Origin of the sequence: Anaerosalibacter bizertensis, from assembly GCF_009696605.1 — a bacterium.
Classification (GTDB): domain Bacteria; phylum Bacillota; class Clostridia; order Tissierellales; family Sporanaerobacteraceae; genus Anaerosalibacter; species Anaerosalibacter bizertensis.
The window spans coordinates 90,817-116,715 of sequence record NZ_VULR01000005.1; the positions used below are offsets into that span (position 1 = coordinate 90,817).

Here is a 25,899-nt window from a genome sequence, read left to right on the forward strand (position 1 = left end):
CCACTTAGAACCTATTACAAAGTATTGTCATTTCTCCCTATTTTATAAGTAATAAATAAAAGGATGAGCAATACTTCCAGCTCACCCTTTTATTTAAAATATACTTCCTACTTCCTTAATATCTGCTAAGTCTTCTCTATAATCTTCATCTTCTGGATTTAAACTATTTATAACAACCCCTCCAGAAGAACCTGTTGAGTGTACATATTTTCCTTCCCCTATATACATAGTTATATGTCCTGGATAATATATTAAATCACCAGGTTTAATATCTTCTATACTGATTCTTCTTACATTATATCCTTCTTTTATCTCAGCATCCCTATATATAATAATGCCATTTATAAAATAAGAAATAGAACAAAGTCCAGAACAATCTATGCCCAATGGACTTTTACCTCCCCATCTATATTGGGTCCCTAAATAGGATAGAGCAGTATGTACCACATTTTTCCTAAAAGTTTCTTCGTCTATATTTTTACCATTCCTTATTCTATAGGTTATCCATTCCTTCCTAATCCAACCTTTTTCTCCATCAGGAAATATTATTTCCTGCCAGTCTTCTGTTTCTTTTCCAGAAAGTTTGACTATAGAGCCTTTTGTCAACTGTTTTATAGAATAGCTTTGATACTTTGGTTCTTTAAGTACATCTACTACTTTCCAATTAATAACTTGATCTGCCTGTCCATCCCATTCTAATCCTTCTTTCCCATATAAATATAGATCACTTTCATTTATATAACCATTGTAATTATAGCTAGTTTCAATATAGTACCAACCATTGTCCTTTTCTTCCAAAAGTTTTACTGTCATTCCAAATAAAATCTCATCAGCTAACTCTGATTTCATATCTGGCTTACTTTTTATAGGTACTACTCCATATTTTGCAATTCCATATTTAAACATGATTTATAGCCTCCCAATGTTCAAATAGTTTTACTTATATTTTTATACTAAATATTTATGTTATATCTCTTTATTTTTTCATAAAATGTAGTTTTACTTATATCTAAAGCTTTCATTGATTTTTTCTTATCTCCTTTGTAATACTCTAAAACCTTTTTAATTATTTTTTTCTCAAAATTTCGGGTAGCTTCTCTCAAAGGCAATATTTCTTCATCTAAATACTTGTTCTCATCTGCTACTTTTATAGTTAGATTTTTTGATAAAATTGTATTCCCTTCTGACAGATTTGCAGCCCTTTCCAATATATTTTCAAGTTCTCTTACATTTCCTGGCCAATCATATCTTAACAAGAGGTTTAAAGCCTCTGCTGATATCCTCTTATTTTCACAACCTACTTTTTCACATACTTTAGGCAATATATTCTCTACTAATGGATATATATCTTCCTTCCTCTCTCTTAGAGAAGGTATCCAAATAGGAAAAACATTTATTCTATAATATAGATCTTCTCTAAATCTTCCTTCTATCATCTCTTCTTCTAAATTTTTATTAGTAGCTGCTATAATCCTTAAATCTACTTCAATCTTCTTCTGTCCCCCTACTTTATAAAAACTTTTATCTTGAAGGACTTGTAAAAGTTTTACTTGCAAATTAGATGATATTTCTCCTATTTCATCAAGAAAGATCGTTCCACCATTGGCTAATTCGAAAAAACCTTTTTTACCAGAACTACTAGCACCTGTAAAAGCACCTTTTTCATATCCAAATAACTCTGATTCAAGAAGACTTTCTGGAATTGCTCCACAATTAACATGAATAAAAGGGTTATCCTTTTTGGGACCATTTTCATGTATAGCTTTTGCTAAAAGGTTTTTACCTGTACCACTTTCTCCTTGTATAAGGACAGTAGAATTAGTTTTAGCCGCTTTTAAAGCTAGCTTTTTTACATAATTCATTTCCTTGCTTTCCCCGATTATATTTGGAAAAGCTTCTATGATCTCTCTTTCTTCATCCAATCTTTTTTCTATTTTTTCAAGGTTTGATAAGGCCTCGTCCCTTTCTCTTAAAACCCTTTTTATTTCAGATATATCCTCTACTTTTAATGCCGCTCCTATCCTTCTTTTTTGACTATTTACAGGGAGTAATGTACACATAGTAGGAAATCCATTTATTTCCTTGAACTCATCTACATAACTTATATTTTTTCCTTTTGCAACTTCATAGAATTCTTTAATTGTAGAACCAGATTTATGAATTTCAAATATATTCTTCCCTATAACATTTAATAATTCCGAATTTTCACCTTTTGCTCTATACTCTTTTCCTTTCAATATTTCATTTATACTTTCACCTTTTGCTGTATAACCTTGGGATTGGTAAAATTTTATTTTACTGGTTTTTGCATCCAATACAACCATATGGCCTATATAGTTTATATAGGCCATTGTATATTTTTGTTTATCTACTTCAATGGTTATTATCTTATTTATAAAATCTATTACTACCCCTATATCTATGCCTAAAAAGCTTGTCTCCATTTTAAGAGTATCTGTCATATCTTTGCTTTTTTGATATAAATATACTGGTTTTATTCCTTCAACATTATATACTCCTATGGCAATTATTGCATCACCTTTTTTTATGTTTTCATCGTCTATTCCTATATACTTTAGGGAAGAAGAGTTAAGATTTCCGTCATCTTTTCCTATGGCATTATCTCCAATTATAACTATGTCCCCATTTTTTATTTGGCCGGCTTCATGACTTATTTGTTGATTATGAGAAATACCAAATATATCTTTAGCCTTATTATTATAGACTTGTATAGTTCCCTGGCTATCTATAACTATAAATCCTTCAGACATCATATTAGTAAACATTTCTACATAACCATTTTCATTAAGCATCTATATCACCCTTTAATCATAAATAAGATTGCCTATATCTTTAAAACCAAATCCTGGACTATTATCTAATCTTATTAATGACTCTTCATAAACCGCCCCTCCATTTACTGGATCCTCTGCACATAGATTAGGAGCATCTAAATCAAATTTAGTTATAATGCTTTTTGCTCCTGCTAAATGACTAGCTGCTGTAAGTCCTATTTTACTTTCCATCATACATCCAAGCATACATTCTACACCATAGATTTCAGCCATATCACATATTTTTAATGCATTGTGAATTCCACCAGTTTTCATTAGCTTAATATTTATTAAATCAACTGCTCTATTTGTAATTATATTTAATGCATCCTTTGGTGAAAATACACTTTCATCGGCCATAACTGGAGTTTCTATATTGTCCGTTACATATTTAAGACCTTCAATATCATGAGCTTTTACAGGTTGTTCTACTAGTTCTATATTAAGGCCTCTATCTTCCATAATCTTTAAAACCTTCACCGCTTCTTTTGGAGTCCAGCCTTGATTTGCATCTATTCTTATATCTATTCCATTTCCCACTGCTTCTCTTATGGTTTCAAGTCTTAAAAGATCTACCTTCCAATCTTTGCCTACTTTTACCTTAATAGTTTCATATCCTTTTTCAATGGCCTCTATACTATCTTCAGCCATTTCATCCGGATCATTTACACTTACAGTTATATCTGTAGTTATTTTCTTTCTATATCCTCCTAACAATTTATACACAGGTGCATTATATAGTTGTCCATATAAATCATATATAGCCATATCTACTGCTGCCTTAGGACTTGAGTTGCCTACTAGAGAACTGTCTATTCTATTCATTATCTCTTCAATATTTTCTACATCCATTCCTATAATCACTGGCCTTATATGTTCCATAATCGCCCACTTAATAGAGCCCATAGTATCTCCTGTTATTACTGGAGTTATAGCTGCTTCTCCATATCCTACATTTCCAGTGTCAGTCTCGATTTTAACTACTACATTTTCCAAAGTATATACTTCTCTTAAAGCCGTTTTAAAAGGTTTTTTCAAAGGTATTTTAATTTCCCCTACTTGGATATTACAGATCTTCATTAAAATCCTCCTCTATATATTATTAAATAAATTATACCATCTTAAATTTATTGTACAACAACCAAAGTTAATTTTTTCAAAATATACTCAAATTTAACTTCCTAGATAAATCCTCTATTAAACCATAGCCTGCAACTGAATTCCCTTTTTCGTCTAAGGCTGGACCATATATTCCAACACCCATTCTATGAGGTACAGAGGCCATTATCCCACCTGCAACTCCACTTTTAGCCGGTATACCTACACGTATAGCAAACTCTCCACTAGAGTTATACATTCCACAAGTCACCATAAAGGTTTTAACAATTCTAGCAATATGATCTGTAGTAACCACTTCACCTGTTGTTAAAATTTTTCCTCTATTTGCTAAAAAAAGTCCTATATTTGCTATATCTATACAATCTACTTCAATAGAACACTGTTTAAAATAAACATCTAGTACTTCTTCTACATCTCCTTTTAATACTCCCATGTCTTTTAGTAGATAAGCCATCGCTCTATTTTTATGTCCTGTTCTTTTTTCAGATATATATACTTCTTCATTTAAGTCTAATTTTTCATTACAAGTTATTTTCCTAAAAAGATTTAAAAGTCTTACAAATTTTTCTTCAGAATTCTCCCCTTTAATAAGAGAAGCAATAGCTATAGCTCCAGCATTTATCATTGGATTTAAAGGCTTAGATACTCCTTCAGTTTCTAATTTATACATAGAATTAAAAGCATCTCCAGTAGGCTCCATTCCTACTTTTTTGAATACTTCTTCAGCTCCATTGTCCATAATCGCCAACATAAGTGATATAGTTTTAGATATACTTTGAATTGTAAATTTAGTTTTGTAATCTCCTGAAGTATATGTTTTTCCCTTCATGTCTATAATACAAATTCCTAAATCTTCTGGGTTCGCTTTTTTTAGTGCTGGAATATAGTCTGCAACCCTTCCCTTATTAGCCAGATGTCTATTTTTTTCAACCAATTCATCTAATAACCTTTTCACAAAACCACACCCCTCATAGGATTATAAAATAAGTTTTATTTAAAACAACTTCCTCCAATAAATTCTCGAAGAATTGATGTAGGAGGTATAATAGATTCATCTTCTATATCTTTAAAGTACTCTAAGAACTTTAGAAGTCTTTTGGATTCAGAATAGTACTCACTATTTTTATCTATAGTCTTTAATTGAGGTTCTATATATTTTTTTAAAACAGATAATTCATAAACCAGTGAAGAATTAAACATTATATCTGCTTCTTCTTGATAAGGAAATATGTTTTCTTCCTCCCCTTTTCTAACTAGTTCCCACAATTTAAAAGTTCTCTTTACGTCATTTCCTCTATACTTGTTATCCCTTACTATTCTCCTAATAAGCCTAGTATCAGTAGTAGGTATTCTATTATGGGCATCTACATTTAATTGGGTTAAAGCGCTTACATATATCTTAAATTTGTTTTTCTCTGGTATGTCTCTAGTAAGCTTAGAATTTAAACAGTGAATACCTTCAACTATTATAGGATGTTCTTCATCAACCTTTACAATTTTCCCTGAAGGTTCTCTGACTCCTTTTACAAAATTGAATTTTGGTAATTCTACCTCTTCTCCTTCTAATAATTTAATTAAATCTTCATTAAAAAGTTTTATATCAATAGCTTCTAAAGCTTCAAAATCATATTCTCCAAATTCATTTCTAGGCGTATCTTCTCTATTTACAAAATAGTCATCTACAGATATGGATATTGGCCTCTTTCCATTTACTTTAAGTTGTACTGCTAATCTATGAGCAAAAGTAGTCTTTCCTGAAGAAGAAGGTCCAGCTATCAATATAAGATTTATATTGTCATCTTCACAGATTTCATCTGCTATATTAGCAATTTTCTTCTCATGTAAAGCTTCTGATACCCTTATAACCTCATCTACAGAACCGTCTACTATTGTATCATTTAAAGTTCCCAAATATCCTAAGTCTAAAATATCCACCCAATCTTCTGTCTCTTTAAAAACCTTAGCCAATTGCCTTTGTTCTACAAACTCCGGAACTGTAAAACCATTGTTTTCAGATGGTGGAAGTAATATGGCTCCAGGATAATAATATTTCAAATCAAAAACTTGAACATATCCAGTAGATGGAGCAAGATATCCATAGAAACTATCAATATGATCATCTATTCTATATATATGAATCTCTTCTTTATCTACATGTTTATAAAGATTTACCTTATCTATATATCCTTTTTCTTCAAATAATTTAATTGCCTCTTCTCTTTTTATTTTTTCCCTTAGAATAGGTTTGTCCTCTTTTATTATCTCTTCCATTTTTTCTTTTATCTTATTTATTTCCTTAAAATTTATAGCTTTACCTTTTTTTATTTCTGTATAAAGACCCTCACCCAAAGAATGTTCAATGTTTACATTGCAACCTGGAAATAATTCTTCACATGCCTTTATATATATAACACTTAAAGTTCTTATATATATTTTATGTCCATCTCTATCACTAATATCTAAAAATTTTATTTTCTTCCCATCTTCTATTTTATCTGTCAAAAGAAAAATTTCATTATCTATCCTAGCCCCTAAATATTTTTTATATTCTTCTCCATATACCAGCTTTGCCACTTTTTCCAAAGTTGAGCCTTTGTCAACTGATACTTCTCCTTTTCCTTCTATAAGTAATTTTATCTTTTCCATGCTTGTTCCCCCCAATACTTTGCTTTTTACTACTTCTATTATATATTAATATGCAATAATAAACTACTTAGCATGGAAAAAGTATAAAAAATAGCGGAGACTTCTCCGCTATTTTCTTACATACTGGGCTTACTTGGTTCTGATATACTAGATAAAGCATCTCCTGCTTGATCTATAAAATTATCTCTTACTGCCACATCTCCTATGGCAAGTATTCCTACTAAAGTTCCATTATCTACTACTGGCAAACGTCGTATTTGATTTTGTGACATAATATCTGTAGCTTCGTGAATACTAGTCTCCGGTGAAACTGAAACTGGATTTGTAGTCATTACATCTTTTATTGTGTAATTTCCTCCCTTTCCTTGGGACAAACCTCTCACTACAATATCTCTATCTGTCACAATGCCTAAAAGCTTATTATTAATGTCACAAACAGGTATGCTTCCAATATTTAAATTCTTCATTTCATTAGCTACATATTCTATTGTACTATCTTCCCTTGCAACTTTTACTTCTTTAGTCATTGCATCTCTGACTTTCAAACTACCATCTCCTTTTTTAATTATAATAATTCAATATTAGGATATGTAGTTTGCTTTTTTTAATACTTTAACTTTAATCCTAAAGTTTTATTTAATTCTTCAAAACCAATTTTTTCATAAAAACCTACTGCTCTTGTATTTTCTGAATTTACATTTAGTCTTATATCATAGATTCCCTTTAATCTAAACCAATCTGTGCCTTCTTTAAATAAGCTTTCTGCTACATCTGTTCCTCTATATTTTTCCTCTACATATAAATCACTTATATAGCCTAAAATCTTTGTAGAAAATATTTCCGAGCTTACCCTCAACTCACATCTTATAAAACCAACTGTTTCATCGGATTTTTTAGCTATAAAAATTATTTTATCATCCCTATTTAAATCATCTATAAACATATTAATCATTATTTGTCTCCAATGTTCTGATGGAGACAAATAGTCTTTAAATCCTATATGATAATCTGATAACTTTCCCCACATTTCAACTAGACAATCTATATCTTTAATATTAGCTTTTTTTATTATCATTTAAACTCATCCTTTTCGATTTGTTCTAAAATTGAAGGAGCATTGGCAATAAACTCTTTTCCATTCAAATACTTTAAAGATACTAATCCATTAAATCCTATCTTATAAGCATGTAAAAACTGACTCTCTAAACCATATTTTTCTTTAAATTTCCTATTAATTCTTTTATCCCCATACTTTATATCCCCTATAACTGGATGACCAATAGATAATAAATGTGCTCTAATTTGATGGGATCTGCCAGTAATTAAGTCAATCTCCAATAGAGAATAGTCTTCATTTTTATTTAATACTTTTATTTTAGTATATACTTCCTTCCCTGATTTAGTCTTTTGATTAATTATTTTTACCTTATTAGTTTCTTCATCTTTTTCTAAATAGCCTTTTAATAAAATATCTTTATTTATTTTACCCTTTACCATAGTTTTGTAATATTTCTTTATATTCCTATTTTTTATAGCTTCATTTATATCTTTTAAAGCTTCATAATTTTTAGCCCCTATTATAATACCACTAGTATTTCTATCTAATCTATTACAAATAGAAGGCTTAAAGGTTTTCTCTTCAGCTGGATCATATTCCCCATTTCTATATAGATAACTTATCATACTATCAACTATATTATTACTATTGTTTTTATTGGCCGAATGGGACAATACTCCTTTAGGTTTATTCATTAGTATAATATTTTTATCTTCATATATAATTTCAGGAAGTGGCAAATATATATTAACAGCTTCTTTCTCTTCAATAAATTTATCTAAAGTTTCATCAGCAATATAAAATTGAATCTTATCTCCTTCTAAAATAGTATCCTCAGGCTTTGCTTTTTTATTATTAAGCTTTATTCTTTTTTTTCTAAGCATTTTATGTATAAAGCTATGTGGCGCCTTAGATAGGTATTTTTTTAAGAATTTATCAATTCTTTGATCACTATCATTTTCATTTACAATTAATTCCCTCAAATTTTTTCACCTTTTTTCTTTCTATTTTTTTTTATTATGTTATAATAACATTATACACAAAACCTTAGTAAAAACTCTACTCTATTTATCTATTATGTTTATAGAAAAAAGAGGTGAAGAAAAGTGGAAAAATTTAGCGAGAAGCTAAAAGATTTCTTTTACGATGCTATTGACTACATACTAATGGGAGTCATTATATTAGCAGTTGTAGGCATCATAGGTTGGCGACTAGATGTGCTATTTGACGATAGCATAAAAGACGCTCCTGTAGGTAAAGAAATAGAGTCTTCTAAAGATAAGAAAATAGCTAGTAGAAATAATACAAGCAGCAACAAGTCAACTGCTGAAACAAAAAAAGATAATAACAACTCAGATGCTGCAGCAAAGAAAGACAATAAAAAAGAAAATGATAAGAATAACGATAAATCTAAAAAGGAAGAAATAGTGAAAGTTAGTATTCCTAAAGGTTCTGTTTCTGAAAATGTTGCTGAGATTTTGAAAAAAGATGGCCTTATAAAAGACGAATCTGAATTTATGGCAAAAGTCAAAGAAATGAATTTAGAAACAGAATTAAAGTACGGAGAGTATGAAATAGCCAAACCTAGTTCTATGGAAGATATTATTAAAAAATTAAGCAAATAAAAAAATAGTAGCCTGGGGCTACTATTTTTTTCTCTTTTAATAAGTTTCATTTATGTATTCATCTATTAATGAAACCCTTTTTTTCTCAATAAATACTCCTTCTTCTCTTAAAATCTTCAATAACCATAGGCTTTTAGAATGGAAAATAGCATATTCATAATCTTTTAAAACTATTTCATAAAGCTTATTCTTTAAAAATTTAGATTCAACTTTTATAAAATAAGCCTCTATATTTTTGAAATTTAAAAACTTTAATAGTTGTAAAGTAGCTCTATCTTTTTCTCCATAATAATAATTGCCTTCATTTAAATAGTATATATAATATTTGTCATGCTGTCCTTGTCTTTTCATATCTTTAGCAAGCATAGTATAATATTTAGCCAATACATTATAATACTGATAATTATACATACCTTTTTCATAACTATCTATTCGAGAGAAGGGCTTTACATTCATTTGTTCAACAAAATCAAAATTACCTTCTAAAAACTCTCTTTTACTTATATCACCATTCTTATATTGGATAATAAGAGAATTCCTATGGCTAAAAAAGGTATTGAATAGACTTTCTTTTTCACAATAAGCCAATTTAAAACACCCTATCTAATATCATATTTCTCAATTATTAATTATATTATATCATTAATTTTAAAATTTTGTTAATTTATATATTAATATTTTTTACTATTGTTTTTTAATTCTTCAACTTCTTCTGTAGTTAATTCTCTATACTCTCCTGGAAGAAGATTTTCATCTAATTTTATAGTTCCCATAGAAATCCTTTTTAAATATAAAACTTCCATACCTATGGATTGAAACATTCTTTTTACTTGATGGAACTTTCCTTCCATTATAGTTAAATGTACTTTAGATATATAATTTGACTCAATTATTTCAAGTTTAGAAGGCATAGTCTTATATCCATCGTCTAAAACTATCCCCTCTTTAAATGAATCAATATATCTATTATCTACATAGCCATCTATCTCTACATAATATTTTTTATTTACCCCTTTCTTCGGAGACAATAACCTATGGGTAAGTTTTCCATCATTAGTAAATAACAAAAGTCCTTCTGTATCTTTATCCAATCTTCCTACAGGATGAGGTTCAAATGACAAATATTCTTCATCTAATAAATCTAGTACCGTACTAGAAAAAGGAGCCCTTGTAGAAGAAATCACTCCTTTAGGTTTATTCATTATTAGATAAATATATTTTTTATATTCTACTACTTCTCCATTTATACTTATTTCATCTTCGTATGGATCAACTTTAATTGAATTGTTTTTTATAACTTCATCATTAACTACCACTCTACCTTCTTTTATGTATTGCTTTATTTCCTTTCTACTTCCATATCCCATATTAGAAAGTATTTTATCTAATCGTTCTTTTTTTACCATATAAGCCTCCTTAATATATACTATATTAATATTATACACTATTTTATTATTTATCCCTAAATATTAGTTAAGAATAATTTATATGAAAAAAGATAAAATAATCATATACCTTTTTTACTAATATAGAAAGAAAGGAGAATATTATGAGAGTAGATAAAACTGATGCTCCATTAGATGGAGTTAAATGTGTTGTTAATACTTGTCAATATCATGAACAAGGAGATTATTGTACTGCAGAAGCTATAGAAATTCAACCTAGAAATGCTACTTCTACAGAAGAAACAGATTGTGCTACATTTTCACCAACTACTAGGGGATAAAATAAGGCAGGTAATACCTGCCTTATTTTGCCTCTAATACTTCAGCTTTTCCTTTCAATTCTTCAGGAATTTGATCCAAAGTATAATCTAATCCAATATAAAAATCTGTATTGAATTTTTCACTTATCTCTTCTAAATCTTCAGCCAATCTTTTTAATTGGTCTGAATCTATATCTATAATTTTATATATTCCATCTACATAAATCTTCTCTAAATCATAATCCATGCCTATAGTCCCACATAAAAAGCCATAGAAAGATTCAATACTTTTAATATTGAACTCCATGGCGTTTATTAACCTCACTGAATAATCAAGAGTAAATATATGGTTGTCATCTACATCAATAAATGCAATATTTCCGTTCCCAGTTTTCATATCCTCATTTGCCATTTCAATTAAACGTTTAGTTTTACCAGTACCTTTAGTGCCACAAATAAATTTTATCATTTCTACCACTCCTCCAACCTTATATTTAAAAAACTTGTATATTATACTTTCTACAAAGAAATCATTTTTCCTTCATTTTTTTTATTATTTTTTAAATTTTCTTAAAGCTTTTCCATTTAAATAGTCACAATTTTTTCCCTGATAACTTTCCCTTCTTTCCATTTCCTCTACAATACTGTCCCTAATCTTCCACCAGCTTTCATTCCAGTTTACAAATAAAGAATTTTCTTCTGGTGCTCTACCTATAATTCTTTGAACAATTATATTGTCATTAAGATATTCTAAAAATAGAATAACCCTTTCTATATATTCATCTTTCGATATTATAGATATTTCTCCCTCATTATACATTTTTCCTAAAGTAGTTCCTTCTAAAATATAAAGGGCATGGAGTTTTACTTCATCTACTCTAAGAGCAGAAATAACCTTGGCACATTCTATTACATCTTTTTCATCATCCCAGGGTAGATTCAATATTAAATGAGCACAAGTTCTAATTCCATACTTCTTGCATAATAAAATACTATCTATAAATTCAGCCAAAGTATGTCCTCTATTTATCTTGTAAAGGGTATGATAGTTTACAGTTTGAAGGCCTATTTCCATTGTTATATCTAAATCATATCTTTCTTTAACTTCTGATAAATACTGTAGATATTCTTCACTAACTGAATCTGGACGGGTAGATATAGATATGCCTACTATATCTTCTACTATAGATTCCTCTACTACCTTTTTAAACTCTTCTATAGGCATATAAGTATTAGTAAAGTTTTGAAAATAACTTATAAATTTATTAGCCTTGTATCTTTTACTTATATATTCCTTGTTTTTCATAACCTGTTTTTTTACAGAAATCTCACTAGATAAATTTTCAAAAGAACCTCCTTCTTCTCCGCAAAATATACATCCACCAACTCCAACACATCCATCCCTATTGGGACAAGTTAGGGGCAATTTTATAGGAAGTTTATAAACCTTTTCTCCAAATCTATCCTTTAAATAATCAGAATAAGCATTGTATACAGTTATATTACTCAAAATACCACATCCTTTAAATATTGAAATACTATCCTAAATAATATTATAGCTTATATAATGAGTCAAGGAAGATACTAACTGAAAAATTATGCGTGAGTAAGAATAGTATTCTTACTCACGCATAATTTACAGATTTAATATCCTTTTTAGAATATGAGCAACACCATTTTCATTATTATTTTTGTCTGTTATAATATCTGAAACTTTTTTTATCTTTTCAGTAGCATTTTTCATGGCTATTCCAAGTCCAGCATTTTTAATCATTGCTATATCATTATTATCATCTCCTATAGCAATAATCTCTTCAGGCGAAATCCCTTTTTTTATTCCATACTCTTCTAAGCTTAGCCACTTTGTACCAAAGGGATTCATAACTTCTAAAAGTCCAACCCCTTGATTCATATGAGAACCATCTAAATTATACATTACATGAGAATTATACTTTTTAAAGTATTTATCCGATAAATATAAGTGAAATCCTTCTAGCTCTTCCTTGCTCCCCATATATACTACTGCTAAAACTTTAGGTTCTGAAATTTTTAAAAAATCTTCTACCTTTTTAAATCTATCTGGATTGTCATCTAAATAATTGTGATATTTAGAATCATCTTTATCCAATTCAATAATAGTATCATAGCCATCCTCATATCTATCTACATGGACAATAGGATGTAATCCCTTCTTTTTTCCTTCCGCCACTAGGATATGAAAATCATCTATATCTAAATATTTTTTAATCAATATTTTATCATCTTTCATTCTCCTAACTATATTTCCATTGTTAGCTAGTATCACCAATTCATTATCTATATCTTTAACTTTTTCTTTAGCAGACCAGTACCTTCTTCCTGTAGCAATAACTACTTCATAACCTTTGTCCATTAGTTCCTTCAAAGTTTCTAGATTCTCTTGTGATATTTTTTTCTCATCATTAAGCAATGTTCCATCTAAATCAATAGCAATTAATTTATACATTCACATCACCCTATATACCTTTTTATATTTAACTATTTTAATAATTATAGTATTGGACAAAAGATTTGTAAACATAGTAGTGGTCATCTACTCCTCCTAATTCTCTTACTGAGTGCATACTAAGTATTGGATTTCCTATATCTACAGATGGAATATCTAATTGTGTAGAGGATATAGGTCCAATAGTTGAACCACCTCTTTCATCAGATCTATTTACAAACTTTTGAACAGGTACTTCTGCCAATTTACATATGCTTTCATATATGGCTGAAGATATACTATCCGTAGTATAAGCTTGATTTGCACTTAACTTTATAGCAGGTCCACCATTTATAACTGGTCTACTAGTTGGGTCTTGTTTTTGTTTATAGTTTGGATGTACTCCATGAGCCATGTCAGAAGATATTAAAAAAGAATTAGAAAGACTTCTATAAAAATCCTCTCTATTTTTTCCTAAGGATAAACAAATTCTTTCTAAAACAGTTCGTAGCATAGGACTTGCTGCTCCCTGTTTAGTAGTGCTTCCTACTTCTTCATTATCGAATAAAACCATTACATTGGTTTTATTATTCACTTTAGAATCTAAAAGTCCTTTAATCCCTGCATGGACCATAGCCAAATCATCTAATTTCCCACAAGAAATAAATTCATTATTTAATCCTACTATCTTCCCTTTTTCATATTCATATAAGAATAGATCAAAATCTAAAATATCTTCTACATTTACATCAAGCTCTTTTGCTATTTCTCCAATTAGAAAATCATCTTTTTCAAACTCTTCATTGATCATAGAAACAAGAGGCAAAGTTTCATTTTGAGTATTTAGCTTAATACCTTCATTTACCTTTCTATTCATATGTATAGCTAGATTTGGTATAACCATGAGTGGCTTGTCCATATCTATAAGATAAGATTTAGGATTGAATATATCCTCTCCTTTTAGTGTAACCCTTCCTGCCAATGATAGAGGTCTATCAAGCCAAGTATTAAGTATAGGTCCTCCATAAACTTCTGTATTAAGCCTTAAAAAGGCATTTTCTTCTACCATTTCTGGATTAGGTTTTATTTTAAAAGTTGGGGAATCTGTGTGGGCTCCTATAAGTTTAAACCCTTCACTTTCAATATCACCTTTTCCTACTACAAAAGCAATAAGAGCAGAACCATTTTTAGTTACAAAATATTTTCCACTCTTTTCAATCTTCCAATTTTCACTAGGCTCTAATTCAACAAATCCATTTTCAATAAGTTCCTTTTTAACATTTTCTACTACATGAAAAGCACTTGGACTATTGTCAATAAAATCTATTAATTCCTGAGCAAATTCTAATTTTCTAGTCAAAAAAATCATCCTTCCTATTTTATTTAAAAAGTACTCCAACTAATAGTTGAAGTACTTTTTATTAAAATTTTTATTCTTCATCTAAATCTTCATATCTTCCTCTTCTACAAACAATGTGTAGAAAGCTTCTGAAACTAATTCAAAATCTTCATCACTTTCTATCTGGCCTAATTCTATACCATCTTCAACTTCTATATATTCATATAAAAGTACCTCTTCTTCTCCCATAGGAACCAATGCAATATATGCTTTATCCTCTACTTCAAATATTCCTAATACACTGCACTCCATTTCGCTACCATCTTCTAATGTAAGATATATTATACCAGGTTCTTCATGATCATGGTCACAACTACAGCCACATCCACAATCTTCATCTGAATGGTTACAACATTCATGATTTTCTTCATATTTATTTGTCATCATCATTCTCCTTTTTTGAGTTTATTTATTATATATGCTTATAATATCCTATTATATACTATAAGTATATAGAAAATAAAATTTTATTTAATTTCTTTAAGAACTTCAACTAATAGTTCCCACATATTTTTAGTAGAGGATATGCTAAGTTTTTCTCCTGGAGTATGAACATTGTACATATTTGGTCCAAAAGAAACCATGTCCATTTCTTTAAACTTTTCTGTGAAAAGTCCACATTCAAGGCCTGCATGAATTGCAGATATTTCTATTTCTTCTCCAAATTTTTCTTTATAAACCTTTTGGAATACTCCCCTTATATAAGAATCTTTTTCATACTGCCATTCTGGATAAGAAGCATATCTTTCCCAATTTCCACCTAACATTTCTGCTATAATAGCCATTTTATTTGCTATGTCTTCTTTTAAGCTTCTTACAGAACTTCTTATAGAGCTTTCAAAACTAACTACATCTTCTAAAGTTTTTACTATGCCTAGATTATTTGAACTTTCAACTAATCCTTCTATTTCCTTACTCATAGTTTGAACACCATTAGGAATTAACATTAAAGTAGTAATTACTTTTCTAGTGGTTTCATTGCTAAATACCTTATCTATATTTATTTCTTTTTTATTTACTTCTATTCTTACATTTTCATCTGTTGATTTTAGTTCATTTTTAAACTCTTCTTCTACTTTTTTAACTACCTTTTTTAAATTCAATTCATCTTTTTCATCTATTAAAACTAGCGCTTCTCCACTTCTTGGAATAGCATTGGTCTTAGCTCCACCTTCAATTTTTCCAATACTATAGTCTATTTCTTTTTTCAGTTTATAAAGCAATCTACCCATTAATTTATTGCCATTTCCTCTACCTCGATCTATTTCCATACCTGAATGGCCACCTTTAAGACCTGCAATTTCTAGAAGATAAGGTATTTTATCTTCTTTTGCTTTTTCCCATACTATAGGTATTTCTACTTTATCCCTTTCTCCACCAGCACAACTTACTAATAGTTTCCCCTCTTCTTCTGAATCTATATTTATTAAGATTTTGCCATTAATATGTTTTGGATCCAATGCAATTGCTCCATTCATACCAGTTTCTTCTGATGTTGTTACAAGTACTTCTAGTGGTGGATGAGATATATCATTAGAATCGAGTATTGCTAAACACATAGCCACAGCAATTCCATTATCTGCCCCTAATGTAGTTCCCGTTCCTTTTATATAATCCCCATCAATTTGAAGTTTTATAGGATCTTTTGAAAAATCATGATCTACGTCTGCTTCTTTTTCACATACCATGTCCATATGTCCTTGTAAAACTACTGTTGGTGAGTTTTCATATCCTTTAGTACCAGGTTTCTTTATTATAATATTTAAAGCTTCATCTTGAATTACCTCTAAACCACGTTCTTTTGCAAAGTTTACTAGATAATCACTTACCTTTTTTTCTTCTCCCGAACAACGAGGTATTCTAGTTAAATCTTCAAAATAATAAAATACTTTTTCTGGAGTTAAATTTTCTAATACTCTTGTCATAAAAAACCATCCCTTCATTTAAAATTATACTTCAAATATGTATTTATTTTCATATCCAAATACATCTACTACCTTTACAGCTATATTCCTTTTCTGTTTCTTAGGTAATTTTAATTCAATAAATTCTTCAACTTTATATATATCATTTTCCCTAAAATTTTGCCATCTACTAATAAATACTTCCCCATTATAATCTGGGTCAATACTTATAAAATCTATTAAATTTAAAGAATCTTCTTCTAGTACTTCTTCAACTAACTTTTTGTACTTTTTTTCAATTGGAATATTATCTATATCTATTTCATACCCTTCCAATTCAATACTAATTAACTCTTCTTTATCTTTCAAATTTTGTTTATCTATTCCTTTAATCTTTAATTCCCCATTAGAAGTCAGTTCTTCCCCTTCTAACCTTTGGAATAGGAACTGATGTCCTTTTATATCTATAATTCTCTTTTGAACAGTTAAGGCCGAAGTAAGGCCCATATCTGATAGTATCCATCTTCTATTAAGTCTTTCTGCAACTGCTGCTGTAGTACCACTTCCAGCAAAAAAATCTGCTACTATAGAGTTTTCATTAGTTGAAGATAAAATGATTCTTTCAAGGAGTTTTTCAGGTTTTTGAGTTGCATAGCCTACCCTTTCTTTAGAAGTCCTTCCTACCATATCTATATTCCAAACATCCTTCATATTTACTAGTGTATACCATCCTATATCATCAACAAATTCTTCTACTCCCTTAAATCTATAAGGTTTAAGCCCTCTATTATAAGATTTCTCCTTTTGTGGATTAAATATATATTTCCCAGTTTTAGAATATAATAGTATAGTATCATGTTTCCTTGAAAAATATTTTTTGCTTACTCCTCCAGATTTATAGCTCCAAATTATCTCATTTAAAAACATATCTTCACCAAATATTTCATCCATAAGAATCTTCACATAGTGAACTATATGCCAATCCAGATGTACATATATACTCCCTTCATCACTTAATAATTCTTTCATAAGTAAAAGTCTAGGATATAACATTTTTAGATAAGAAACAATTCCTTCTTTCCATATATCTGAATAAGCAAATTTTTCTATAGTTACCTTTTTATCTTTTAAAGGTAGGCTTATCTTCGTATTATAATCTGCTTTTGATAAAAATGGGGGATCGATATATATAAGATCTATTTTTCCCTTCAAAGAAGGACAGCTTTCCCCTTTTATTAATTCTTTCATTATATTTAGATTATCTCCATAAATAAACCTATTAATAACCTCTTTTTTTTGAAAATCTCCAACTACACCTTTAAAAAATCCACCTTCCTCTTTAGAAGGAACTATTATGCTTTCTGTTATAATTGACTGGTCTTTATTTAGAAGCTTTTCTACTTCTTTCTTCCCATCTATTACTATATTAGAAAGTTCATCTATTATTAATTTATTGCTCATTTTATCCTCCTTTAAACCCTTATATACTTTTTATTCTATAAATTTTTTGAAATACCTTCATTTACCTTTATATTATTAAAATATTAAGATATAATTTTGTTAAATAGTTGATAGGGGGAGAGATTTATGAATATATATAATTCTTTAATAGTGGAACTTCCTGAAGATATTAAAAAAGCTATGTATTTTGGTGACTATGAAAAAGCATTAGAGCTTATGGATATCTATATGGATAGAAATATTCCTCACATACTTAAAAATAGGATACAGTATGAAAAAGATAGAATAAGAAGGTTGAAAGAGGACTATATCTATACTTTTGATAAAGCCTTTGAATTAGCTTCAAAGAAAATTAAAGGATTTACAAAAGATGAATTAGAAAAAATGAAAGATGAAAAATATGCAGATTGGATATATATAGATGGTGAAGTTAAATTTATTCATTCATTTCTTAAAAATATTATAAAAGTAAATACAGATTTAAAAAATAGAGTAGTCAATAGTGATGATGATAATAAAGACTCTCAACTAGTTGGAAAAACCATAGATGAAATAATAGAAAATGGAGAGAAAAAATACTTTATACATTTAAAAACTGGAATTAGGTTAAAAAAAGAACAGGCAAGGGTTGGAGAAAAAGTTAGAGTACATATTCCTATTCCTAGAAATGCTCAACAAATAAAAAATATTAAAATACATAGTACTTCCCATAAGCCAAAATTTATTTCACCAGAAAATCATCCTCAAAGAACCATATATTTTGAAGAAAAAGTACAAGGAGAGGAAATTTTTACTGTAGAATATTCCTATGAAAATCATATTAAATATAATGTTCTTGATCCAAAAAAGGTTTCAAATATCCAACCTACTTTCTATACTGAAGAATGGTTACCTCATATAAGATTTACTCCGATTTTAAAGGAATTGGCTAAAGAAATAATTGGACAAGAAACTAATCCTCTCATAAAAGCAAGAAAAATATATGACTATATAACTAAGAATATACAATACTCATTTATGCCTCAATATGCCACTATAACAAATATTCCTGAGTATTGTGCTTCCAATTTAAAAGGGGATTGCGGAGTTCAAGCACTGCTATTTATAACCCTTTGTAGAATTGTAAATATTCCAGCTAGATGGCAATCTGGCCTTTATTCAAGTCCTTATTATGTAGGATGTCATGATTGGGCAGAATTCTATATTGAACCTTATGGTTGGCTATTTGCAGACCCTTCTCATGGTGGAGGAGCCCTAAGAAATAGAGATAAAAAAAGATGGAATTTCTTCTTTGGAAATCTGGATCCTTTTAGAATGGTTGCAAACTCTGAAGTAAACTATGATTTTACACCTATGAAAAATCATTATAGATATGATCCTTTTGACAATCAAGTAGGGGAAATAGAATACGAAGATAGATTTTTAAGTGAACATGAATATGAAACTATATTAGAACCAATAGAGATAAAGGAACTATAAAAAACAAGCTAGAGGAGTTATCCCAATTTGAGATAACTCCTCTTAAATTTAAAATTGATTTATTCCACTATTTGTATAGATTTTGCTAAACCTTGTACTGGGTGAGATTCAGCCACTGCTCCATCAAATATAACTTCTACAGTCTGACCTTCTTTTAAATCTTCTACCCTTACTTTTTCTTCATCTTTGTATATTTTGGTACTGTTTTTAATCTCTACATTCGCTTTATCATACATAATGTCTTCCTCTATATCCCCTTCAACAAGTATACTTATTATTTCTTCTTCCATAATATTTATTTCTGTTATTTCTCCCCTGATTCCAATTTTCTCTTCCTTCTTCCCACATCCAACAAGTGAAAAAATAATTATTAATAGTAATAATATTACCACATTTCTCTTCACTTTACCCCCTCCTAAAAATCAAGCCTATATTAACTTTTCCCAGTCAATATAATCATTTAATGTTTCAACAAATTTAATCATATACCTTTCTTCTAGTTCAGTAAATCTTCCTTCATAGGGACTATCTAAGTCTAATACTCCATAGACTTTTTCATTTTTTATAATAGGTATAACCAATTCAGATCTAGAAGCAGAATCACAAGCTATATGTCCAGGAAATTTATGAACGTCTTCAACTCTTAAAACCTTTCTTTCCAATACACTTGTTCCACATACACCAGTTCCGACCTTTATTCTATTGCACGCTGGAAGCCCTTGGAATGGTCCAAGAACTAATTCTCCATTTTTTAAAATATAAAATCCTGCCCAATTTAATTTATCTACACAGGCCATTATAATAGCAGAAGCATTAGATATATTGGCAATTTCATCTGATTCAGAGCTAACTTGTCCTTTTAAAAGAATTTGCATATATCTATATCTTTCTTCCTCAGTCATATTCTTTATAGGTTCTAATTTAAACATAAATCCGCCTCCTTATATAATAATTCTATCACAAGAAAAATAAAAAGCATCTAGATTTTTACTAGATGCTTTTTGTTTTACTTAAATGTTAAACTTTGAATATTTTTTCTAGTTCCTGGTTGTTCCATTTTTTTAAGTTCTTCAGGTAATTTATCTTTTTCACCATATTTACCTACTGCAACAACTGTTAGTATTGAATAATCTTCTGGTATATCATATATTTCTCTAGATTTCTTCCTTTTAAATCCTCCCATCGCATGGGTAATAAGGCCTCTTCTTTCTCCTTCAATAGACATATAGCCCCAAGCCGTTCCCGCATCAAACATATGCCAATAGTTTTCTTTGTCATTATGTTCAAAACTTTTTTTAGACAAAAGCATTATAAGTACTGGCGCATTATCTGCCCAAACTCTGTTAGAATCCACAATTATACTTCTCATCTTATCCAACTCTTCATCAGATTTAGCCACAATAAATCGCCAAGGCTGTTCATTAAAACAAGATGGAGCATACCTTGCTGCTTCTAAAAGTCCCATTATATCTTTATCATCTATCTTTTCTGTACTAAAAGCTCTTGGTGACCATCTTTCTTTTATTTCTTTTAAAATTTCAACATTAAAATCTCTCTTTCCCATAATATCAACCTTTCAAAATATATTGTCATTTAATATATTCCCTTAAATAACAACAAATAATCATATATTAACCTATAACAATTATTTTTTCAGTTTTGAGAGATTTATTTACATCTATTATTCTTTGGTTAGATGACCCCTTAAACTTTAACATTAAACTCTTTTTATCTATTTCAAATTTCCCATCTACTAATATATCTGTACTATAAAGTAGTTTTTTCCATCCAGGTATCAAATCTATATTATCTAATATTTCCTCATAAGTATAGCCTGTATAGGTTATTATATTCAGTCCTAATTCCTTAACCTTTTTAGCTAATATAGCAAAGCTTTCTGACTGTTCAAAAGGATCTCCACCACTTAATGTTACTCCATCTAATAGTGGATTTTCCTTTACTAATTCCATAATGCTGTCTATCTCCATAAGTTCTCCACCTTCAAAAGAATGGCTTTCTGGATTATGACAACCTGGACAATGATGTTTACATCCTTGACCAAAGACAACTAGCCTTATACCTGGTCCATCTACTATAGACTCTTTAACAATTCCTGCTACCTTTATATATTGACTCATATAAGACACCTCTTATTTATGAGAGCAAGAAAAATGCTTAACTCTATCACTTTCTTCAGCTCTTTTTGCATTATTAAATCTATCCAATGTTCCTACAAGGTATCCAGTTATGCGGCGAATTCTTTGGAATTTAATATCCCCTTCTTCTCTTCCACACTTAGGACATGTATCCCCTATAATGCCTGTATATCCACAAACTGGATCCCTATCTACAGGATGATTTATAGAGCCATATCCTACTCCTGATTCCTTCATAGCCCTTACTATTTTTTCAAAAGCTTCTAAGTTTTGAGTTGGATCTCCATCTAATTCTATATAAGTAATATGGCCTCCATTAGTTAATTCATGATAAGGAGCTTCTGTTTTTATTTTGTGGAAAGCATTGGTTTCATAATATACTGGTACATGGAAACTATTTGTATAGTATTCCCTATCTGTTACCCCTTCGATTTCTCCAAAGATTTCCCTATCCATCCCTACAAATCTTCCTGCAGTTCCTTCTGCTGGAGTTGCTATAAGAGAAAAATTCATATTATGCTTTTTACTTGCTTTATCCATCTTTTCACGCATAAAACCTATTATCTCTAATCCTAACTTTTGAGATTCTTCCGATTCTCCATGATGTTTTCCAGTCAATGCTTTTAAACACTCTGCAAGTCCTATAAATCCTGCAGTAAGAGTACCATGTTTTAAAACATCTCTTACTTCATCTTCTTTATCTAATTTATCAGAATCTATCCATACGCCTTGGCCCATTAAAAATGGATAGTTCTTTACCTTTTTGCGAGCTTGAATTTCAAATCTCTCAACTAATTGTTCTATAACTAAGTCTACAGTTCTATCTAGTTCTTCAAAAAATAGATCAATATTCTTTTCACTTTTTAAAGCAAGTCTTGGAAGGTTTACAGTAGTAAAGCTTAGGTTCCCTCTTCCATATATAATTTCCTTTGATGGATCATATACATTTGCTGCCACTCTAGTCCTACATCCCATATAAGCTATTTCTGTTTCAGGATGGCCTGGTTTATAGTATTGCAAATTATAAGGGGCATCTATAAAAGAGAAATTAGGAAATAGTCTTTTCGCACTTACTCTACAAGATAGTTTAAATAAGTCATAGTTTGGGTCTCCCGGATTATAGTTTACTCCCTCTTTCACTTTAAATATCTGAATAGGGAATATTGGTGTTTCACCATTTCCAAGTCCAGCTTCTGTAGCAAGAAGAAGATTCTTTATTACCATTCTAGCTTCTTCAGATGTATCAGTTCCATAGTTAATAGAACTAAAAGGTATTTGAGCTCCTGCTCTACTATGCATTGTATTTAAATTATGAATAAGAGCCTCCATAGCCTGATAGGTCTTCCTATTTGTTTCTTTAATTGAGTTCTTTTCAACAAAATCTTGTATTTTATCAACCGAAGATTCGTCTTCTAATAACTCTAATAGATACTCTTTCTCTGCTTTTTTATACTCTTCACTTTCAGCTAAAGTAGGAATCAATCCCTGTTCTTCTTCTGTTTTTACAAATATATTATTAACCTTTTCTTCTAATTCTTCTCCAACCATTAAGTTTATAGCTTTAATTAAATTATGTCTATAAACTTTTTTATAAGTTTTTCTTACTCCAGGAGCCATTGAATAGTCAAAATTAGGCACACTTTGACCACCATGCTGATCATTTTGGTTTGATTGTATTGCAATACATGCTAATGCTGCATAGCTTTGTATATCATTAGGTTCCCTTAGGTATCCATGACCTGTACAAAAACCACCTTTAAATAAATTCAATAAATCAATTTGACAACAAGTAGTAGTCAATGTTAAAAAATCTAAATCATGTATATGTATGTCCCCATTTTTATGGGCATGAGAATGATCAGGATTTAGTATAAATAAATCATAAAATTGCTTTGCACCTTCAGAACCATATTTAAGCATAGTCCCCATGGCAGTATCTCCATCTATATTAGCATTTTCTCTCTTTAAATCATTATCTTTAGCTTCTTTAAAAGTTAAATCTTCATAGACCTTCATAAGTCTAGTATTCATTTCTCTAGCTTTGTTTCTCTCCGACCTGTAAAGAATATATTCTTTCGCTGTTCTAGCATGGCCACTTTCTATAAGTATTTTTTCAACTCCATCTTGAATGTCTTCAACCTCTGGAATCTCCCCTTTAAAATTATCCTCTAAATACAGTGTTACTTCTTCAGCTAATTTTAATGCAGTATTATAATCTTGTCCTCCAACAGCTTCAGCTGCTTTAAAGATAGCATTTGCAATTTTTTCTATATTAAAAGGTACCTCTCTGCCATCTCTTTTTTTAATCTTTGTAATCATATAATTGGCCTCCTTAAAAATTTAGCACTTTTATTTTTTATTTTTTGTGATAAACTATATTAGTTATATATTTTAATTTCCATTAGTAATTACTACATATTGTTACTATATGATAACAAACAACTATATATTGTGTCAATAGTTTTAAAAAGCCTTTCTATTTTAAAATCATAAGATTATATATCATTTAAAAAGAGAACCTACTAGGTTCTCTTTTTAAAATTTTAAGTTTTATATTAAAAAGCTATAACTATTCCGCCATCGTTTGCATAAACAGAACTTAATCCGGCCATTTCTACAACTATAATATCCTTAAAGTTATACCTTTTGCTTATTTCATCCTTAAGTTTATTTGCTCTTTCTTCATTATTACAATGAGATATTCCAAGTACCTTGTCTTCAATATCCTTTCCTTCTTCTCCTATTATATCAACAAGCCTCCTAAAAGCTTTTTTAGTACCTCTCACCTTATCAACCAACCTGATAGTACCCTTTTCATCTGAACCCATAATAGGCTTTATAGATAAAAAAGAAGCAATATGTCCAGCAATTTTAGTCAGTCTACCACCTTTAATTAAATTATCTAAATTATCAAGTATGAAAAAAGTCTTCATTTCATTGATATATTGTTCTATTTTATTTACTATATCAAGATTATCATATTTTTCTTGTATAAGCTCAAAGATTTTCATACTAATGAGGGTTTCCCCTATTGAGGCACTTTTAGAATCAAATACATGAATAAATTTTTCCGCACTATCAGCAATAATATTCTTAGCAAGGATTGCAGAATTGTATGTTCCACTTAATTGTGAAGATATTGTTACTACAAATACATTCTCACCTTCTTCATATTCTTTAAGAAAATCTCCTGGAGAAGGACTTGATGTTTTAACATGATTTTTACTGTTTTTCATGTTTTCTAAAAGTTCATCTACATTTAAATTTTCGTCATCTACAAAAGTTTCTTCGTCTATGTCTATTTTCAGCGGAACCAATCCAACATCCATTTGTTTTTTTAATCCCTCATTTAAATCGCAACTGCTATCACTAACTATTTTGTATTCCATTATTTCACCCCATCTTCTTTTAATTGGTGTGTATTTATACTACCATTTATTGCTTTCAGTTACAATAGGGACTCATAAATTGATCTATTTTATTTAAAAAACATGGAAAATTATAAACTAAATATCTAAATTAATATGGCAATATCCTCCAGGATTCTTCTTTAAATACTTTTGATGATACTCCTCAGCATCATAGAAAGAATAAAGAGGCTTTACTTCTGTAACAATAGGTTTATCATATCTTTTCTGTTCTTCTTTTAAGCTCTTTTCAATAGTTGAAAGATCTACCTCATCTATATAATAAATACCTGTTCTATACTGATGACCTATGTCTGGACCCTGTTGATTTAACAATGTTGGGTTTATTATTCTCCAAAAACTAGATAACAGCTGTTCAAGAGAAACCACATTCTCATCATATTTTACATAGCAAGCTTCTGCATGCCCAGTCTTTCCTGTACATACTTCTTCATAAGTAGGATTTTCTTTCCTGCCATTAGCATAACCTACTTTTGTTTCTTCAACTCCATCAATTCTCGACATATACTCTTCTACTCCCCAAAAACAACCACCTGCAAAAACTATCTCCTTCATATTTATCACCTCTACAAAATATTTTACCCATAGATATTTAAATGATTCTCATAAAATATTTATTATT

The 25,899-nt window shown here is 29.6% G+C and carries 27 protein-coding genes; 3 read left to right on the plus strand and 24 right to left on the minus strand.

Going from position 1 to position 25,899, the window contains the following annotated elements:
- Positions 1–93: 93 nt before the first annotated feature.
- From FYJ27_RS05015 to FYJ27_RS05050, 8 genes are all read right to left on the minus strand, one after another.
- Complete coding sequence (locus tag FYJ27_RS05015) at positions 94–906, minus strand: C40 family peptidase (protein ID WP_154483760.1); 813 nt, start codon at positions 904–906, stop codon at positions 94–96.
- 47 nt (positions 907–953) lie between these two features.
- On the minus strand, positions 954–2,813 hold the full coding sequence (locus FYJ27_RS05020; RefSeq protein WP_154483761.1) for a sigma-54 interaction domain-containing protein: 1,860 nt from the start codon (positions 2,811–2,813) through the stop codon (positions 954–956).
- A 12-nt stretch (positions 2,814–2,825) separates the two neighbouring features.
- Entirely contained in the window at positions 2,826–3,914 is a 1,089-nt protein-coding gene (locus tag FYJ27_RS05025) for a dipeptide epimerase (protein WP_154483762.1), read from the minus strand.
- A gap of 76 nt (positions 3,915–3,990) precedes the next feature.
- Positions 3,991–4,908 carry a glutaminase A gene (gene glsA, locus FYJ27_RS05030; RefSeq protein ID WP_326831038.1) on the minus strand — a complete coding sequence of 306 codons (918 nt, stop codon included), beginning with the start codon at positions 4,906–4,908 and terminating at the stop codon, positions 3,991–3,993.
- A gap of 35 nt (positions 4,909–4,943) precedes the next feature.
- Positions 4,944–6,599: a nucleoside kinase gene (locus FYJ27_RS05035; protein ID WP_154483763.1), complete on the minus strand. Its 1,656-nt coding sequence runs from the start codon at positions 6,597–6,599 to the stop codon at positions 4,944–4,946.
- Between the two features lie 116 nt (positions 6,600–6,715).
- Positions 6,716–7,144, minus strand: coding sequence for a CBS domain-containing protein (locus FYJ27_RS05040; protein WP_154483764.1), 429 nt, complete (start codon positions 7,142–7,144; stop codon positions 6,716–6,718).
- Between the two features lie 59 nt (positions 7,145–7,203).
- Positions 7,204–7,674, minus strand: a complete 471-nt coding sequence (locus tag FYJ27_RS05045) for a GNAT family N-acetyltransferase (protein WP_154483765.1) — start codon at positions 7,672–7,674, stop codon at positions 7,204–7,206.
- Positions 7,671–8,639, minus strand: a complete 969-nt coding sequence (locus FYJ27_RS05050; protein ID WP_154483766.1) for an RluA family pseudouridine synthase — start codon at positions 8,637–8,639, stop codon at positions 7,671–7,673. Before FYJ27_RS05050 ends, FYJ27_RS05045 begins: the two co-directional genes overlap by 4 nt.
- A 123-nt stretch (positions 8,640–8,762) precedes the next feature.
- Here FYJ27_RS05050 and FYJ27_RS05055 point away from each other — a divergent pair, with 123 nt between their 5' ends.
- Positions 8,763–9,281: an endolytic transglycosylase MltG gene (locus FYJ27_RS05055; protein ID WP_154483767.1), complete on the plus strand. Its 519-nt coding sequence runs from the start codon at positions 8,763–8,765 to the stop codon at positions 9,279–9,281.
- Between the two features lie 36 nt (positions 9,282–9,317).
- Here the strand turns inward: FYJ27_RS05055 and FYJ27_RS05060 are convergent, their stop codons facing one another.
- Both FYJ27_RS05060 and FYJ27_RS05065 read right to left on the minus strand, forming a co-directional pair.
- Positions 9,318–9,869 (minus strand): DUF6648 family protein, encoded by a 552-nt coding sequence (locus FYJ27_RS05060; protein WP_154483768.1) that lies wholly within the window; start codon positions 9,867–9,869, stop codon positions 9,318–9,320.
- Between the two features lie 83 nt (positions 9,870–9,952).
- On the minus strand, positions 9,953–10,687 hold the full coding sequence (locus FYJ27_RS05065; protein ID WP_154483769.1) for a pseudouridine synthase: 735 nt from the start codon (positions 10,685–10,687) through the stop codon (positions 9,953–9,955).
- Between the two features lie 143 nt (positions 10,688–10,830).
- Between FYJ27_RS05065 and FYJ27_RS05070 the strand changes: the two genes are divergently transcribed.
- Positions 10,831–11,007 carry a DUF1540 domain-containing protein gene (locus FYJ27_RS05070; RefSeq protein ID WP_154483770.1) on the plus strand — a complete coding sequence of 59 codons (177 nt, stop codon included), beginning with the start codon at positions 10,831–10,833 and terminating at the stop codon, positions 11,005–11,007.
- A 22-nt stretch (positions 11,008–11,029) separates the two neighbouring features.
- Here FYJ27_RS05070 and FYJ27_RS05075 read toward each other — a convergent pair whose 3' ends face one another.
- The 7 genes from FYJ27_RS05075 to FYJ27_RS05105 all read right to left on the minus strand — a co-directional run bounded on the left by FYJ27_RS05075 (position 11,030) and on the right by FYJ27_RS05105 (position 18,214).
- A complete protein-coding gene (locus FYJ27_RS05075) occupies positions 11,030–11,455 on the minus strand; it encodes a hypothetical protein (RefSeq protein WP_154483771.1) in 426 nt (141 codons plus the stop codon).
- Between the two features lie 84 nt (positions 11,456–11,539).
- Complete coding sequence (locus tag FYJ27_RS05080) at positions 11,540–12,496, minus strand: TIGR01212 family radical SAM protein (RefSeq protein ID WP_154483772.1); 957 nt, start codon at positions 12,494–12,496, stop codon at positions 11,540–11,542.
- A 126-nt stretch (positions 12,497–12,622) separates the two neighbouring features.
- Positions 12,623–13,471, minus strand: coding sequence for a Cof-type HAD-IIB family hydrolase (locus tag FYJ27_RS05085; RefSeq protein ID WP_154483773.1), 849 nt, complete (start codon positions 13,469–13,471; stop codon positions 12,623–12,625).
- A gap of 37 nt (positions 13,472–13,508) precedes the next feature.
- Positions 13,509–14,810, minus strand: a complete 1,302-nt coding sequence (locus FYJ27_RS05090; protein ID WP_154483774.1) for a M18 family aminopeptidase — start codon at positions 14,808–14,810, stop codon at positions 13,509–13,511.
- Positions 14,811–14,891: 81 nt separating this feature from the next.
- A complete protein-coding gene (locus FYJ27_RS05095; protein ID WP_154483775.1) occupies positions 14,892–15,233 on the minus strand; it encodes a DUF1292 domain-containing protein in 342 nt (113 codons plus the stop codon).
- An 83-nt stretch (positions 15,234–15,316) separates the two neighbouring features.
- Positions 15,317–16,774: an aminoacyl-histidine dipeptidase gene (locus FYJ27_RS05100; protein WP_154483776.1), complete on the minus strand. Its 1,458-nt coding sequence runs from the start codon at positions 16,772–16,774 to the stop codon at positions 15,317–15,319.
- A 24-nt stretch (positions 16,775–16,798) separates the two neighbouring features.
- A complete protein-coding gene (locus FYJ27_RS05105; protein ID WP_154483777.1) occupies positions 16,799–18,214 on the minus strand; it encodes a site-specific DNA-methyltransferase in 1,416 nt (471 codons plus the stop codon).
- A gap of 126 nt (positions 18,215–18,340) precedes the next feature.
- Here FYJ27_RS05105 and FYJ27_RS05110 point away from each other — a divergent pair, with 126 nt between their 5' ends.
- On the plus strand, positions 18,341–19,693 hold the full coding sequence (locus FYJ27_RS05110; RefSeq protein ID WP_154483778.1) for a transglutaminase-like domain-containing protein: 1,353 nt from the start codon (positions 18,341–18,343) through the stop codon (positions 19,691–19,693).
- A 59-nt stretch (positions 19,694–19,752) separates the two neighbouring features.
- Here the strand turns inward: FYJ27_RS05110 and FYJ27_RS12725 are convergent, their stop codons facing one another.
- The 7 genes from FYJ27_RS12725 to msrA form a co-directional block, all read right to left on the minus strand.
- Entirely contained in the window at positions 19,753–20,097 is a 345-nt protein-coding gene (locus FYJ27_RS12725; RefSeq protein ID WP_326831039.1) for a DUF3221 domain-containing protein, read from the minus strand.
- Positions 20,098–20,121: 24 nt separating this feature from the next.
- Positions 20,122–20,622, minus strand: coding sequence for a GAF domain-containing protein (locus tag FYJ27_RS05120; RefSeq protein ID WP_154483779.1), 501 nt, complete (start codon positions 20,620–20,622; stop codon positions 20,122–20,124).
- Between the two features lie 77 nt (positions 20,623–20,699).
- Positions 20,700–21,257, minus strand: a complete 558-nt coding sequence (locus FYJ27_RS05125; RefSeq protein ID WP_154483780.1) for a nitroreductase family protein — start codon at positions 21,255–21,257, stop codon at positions 20,700–20,702.
- Positions 21,258–21,324: 67 nt separating this feature from the next.
- A complete protein-coding gene (gene nrdG, locus FYJ27_RS05130; RefSeq protein WP_154483781.1) occupies positions 21,325–21,831 on the minus strand; it encodes an anaerobic ribonucleoside-triphosphate reductase activating protein in 507 nt (168 codons plus the stop codon).
- 12 nt (positions 21,832–21,843) lie between these two features.
- A complete protein-coding gene (locus FYJ27_RS05135; protein WP_154483782.1) occupies positions 21,844–24,168 on the minus strand; it encodes an anaerobic ribonucleoside triphosphate reductase in 2,325 nt (774 codons plus the stop codon).
- Positions 24,169–24,404: 236 nt separating this feature from the next.
- Positions 24,405–25,238, minus strand: a complete 834-nt coding sequence (locus FYJ27_RS05140) for a DegV family protein (RefSeq protein WP_154483783.1) — start codon at positions 25,236–25,238, stop codon at positions 24,405–24,407.
- Positions 25,239–25,355: 117 nt separating this feature from the next.
- A complete protein-coding gene (gene msrA / locus FYJ27_RS05145; protein ID WP_154483784.1) occupies positions 25,356–25,832 on the minus strand; it encodes a peptide-methionine (S)-S-oxide reductase MsrA in 477 nt (158 codons plus the stop codon).
- Positions 25,833–25,899: the final 67 nt, after the last annotated feature.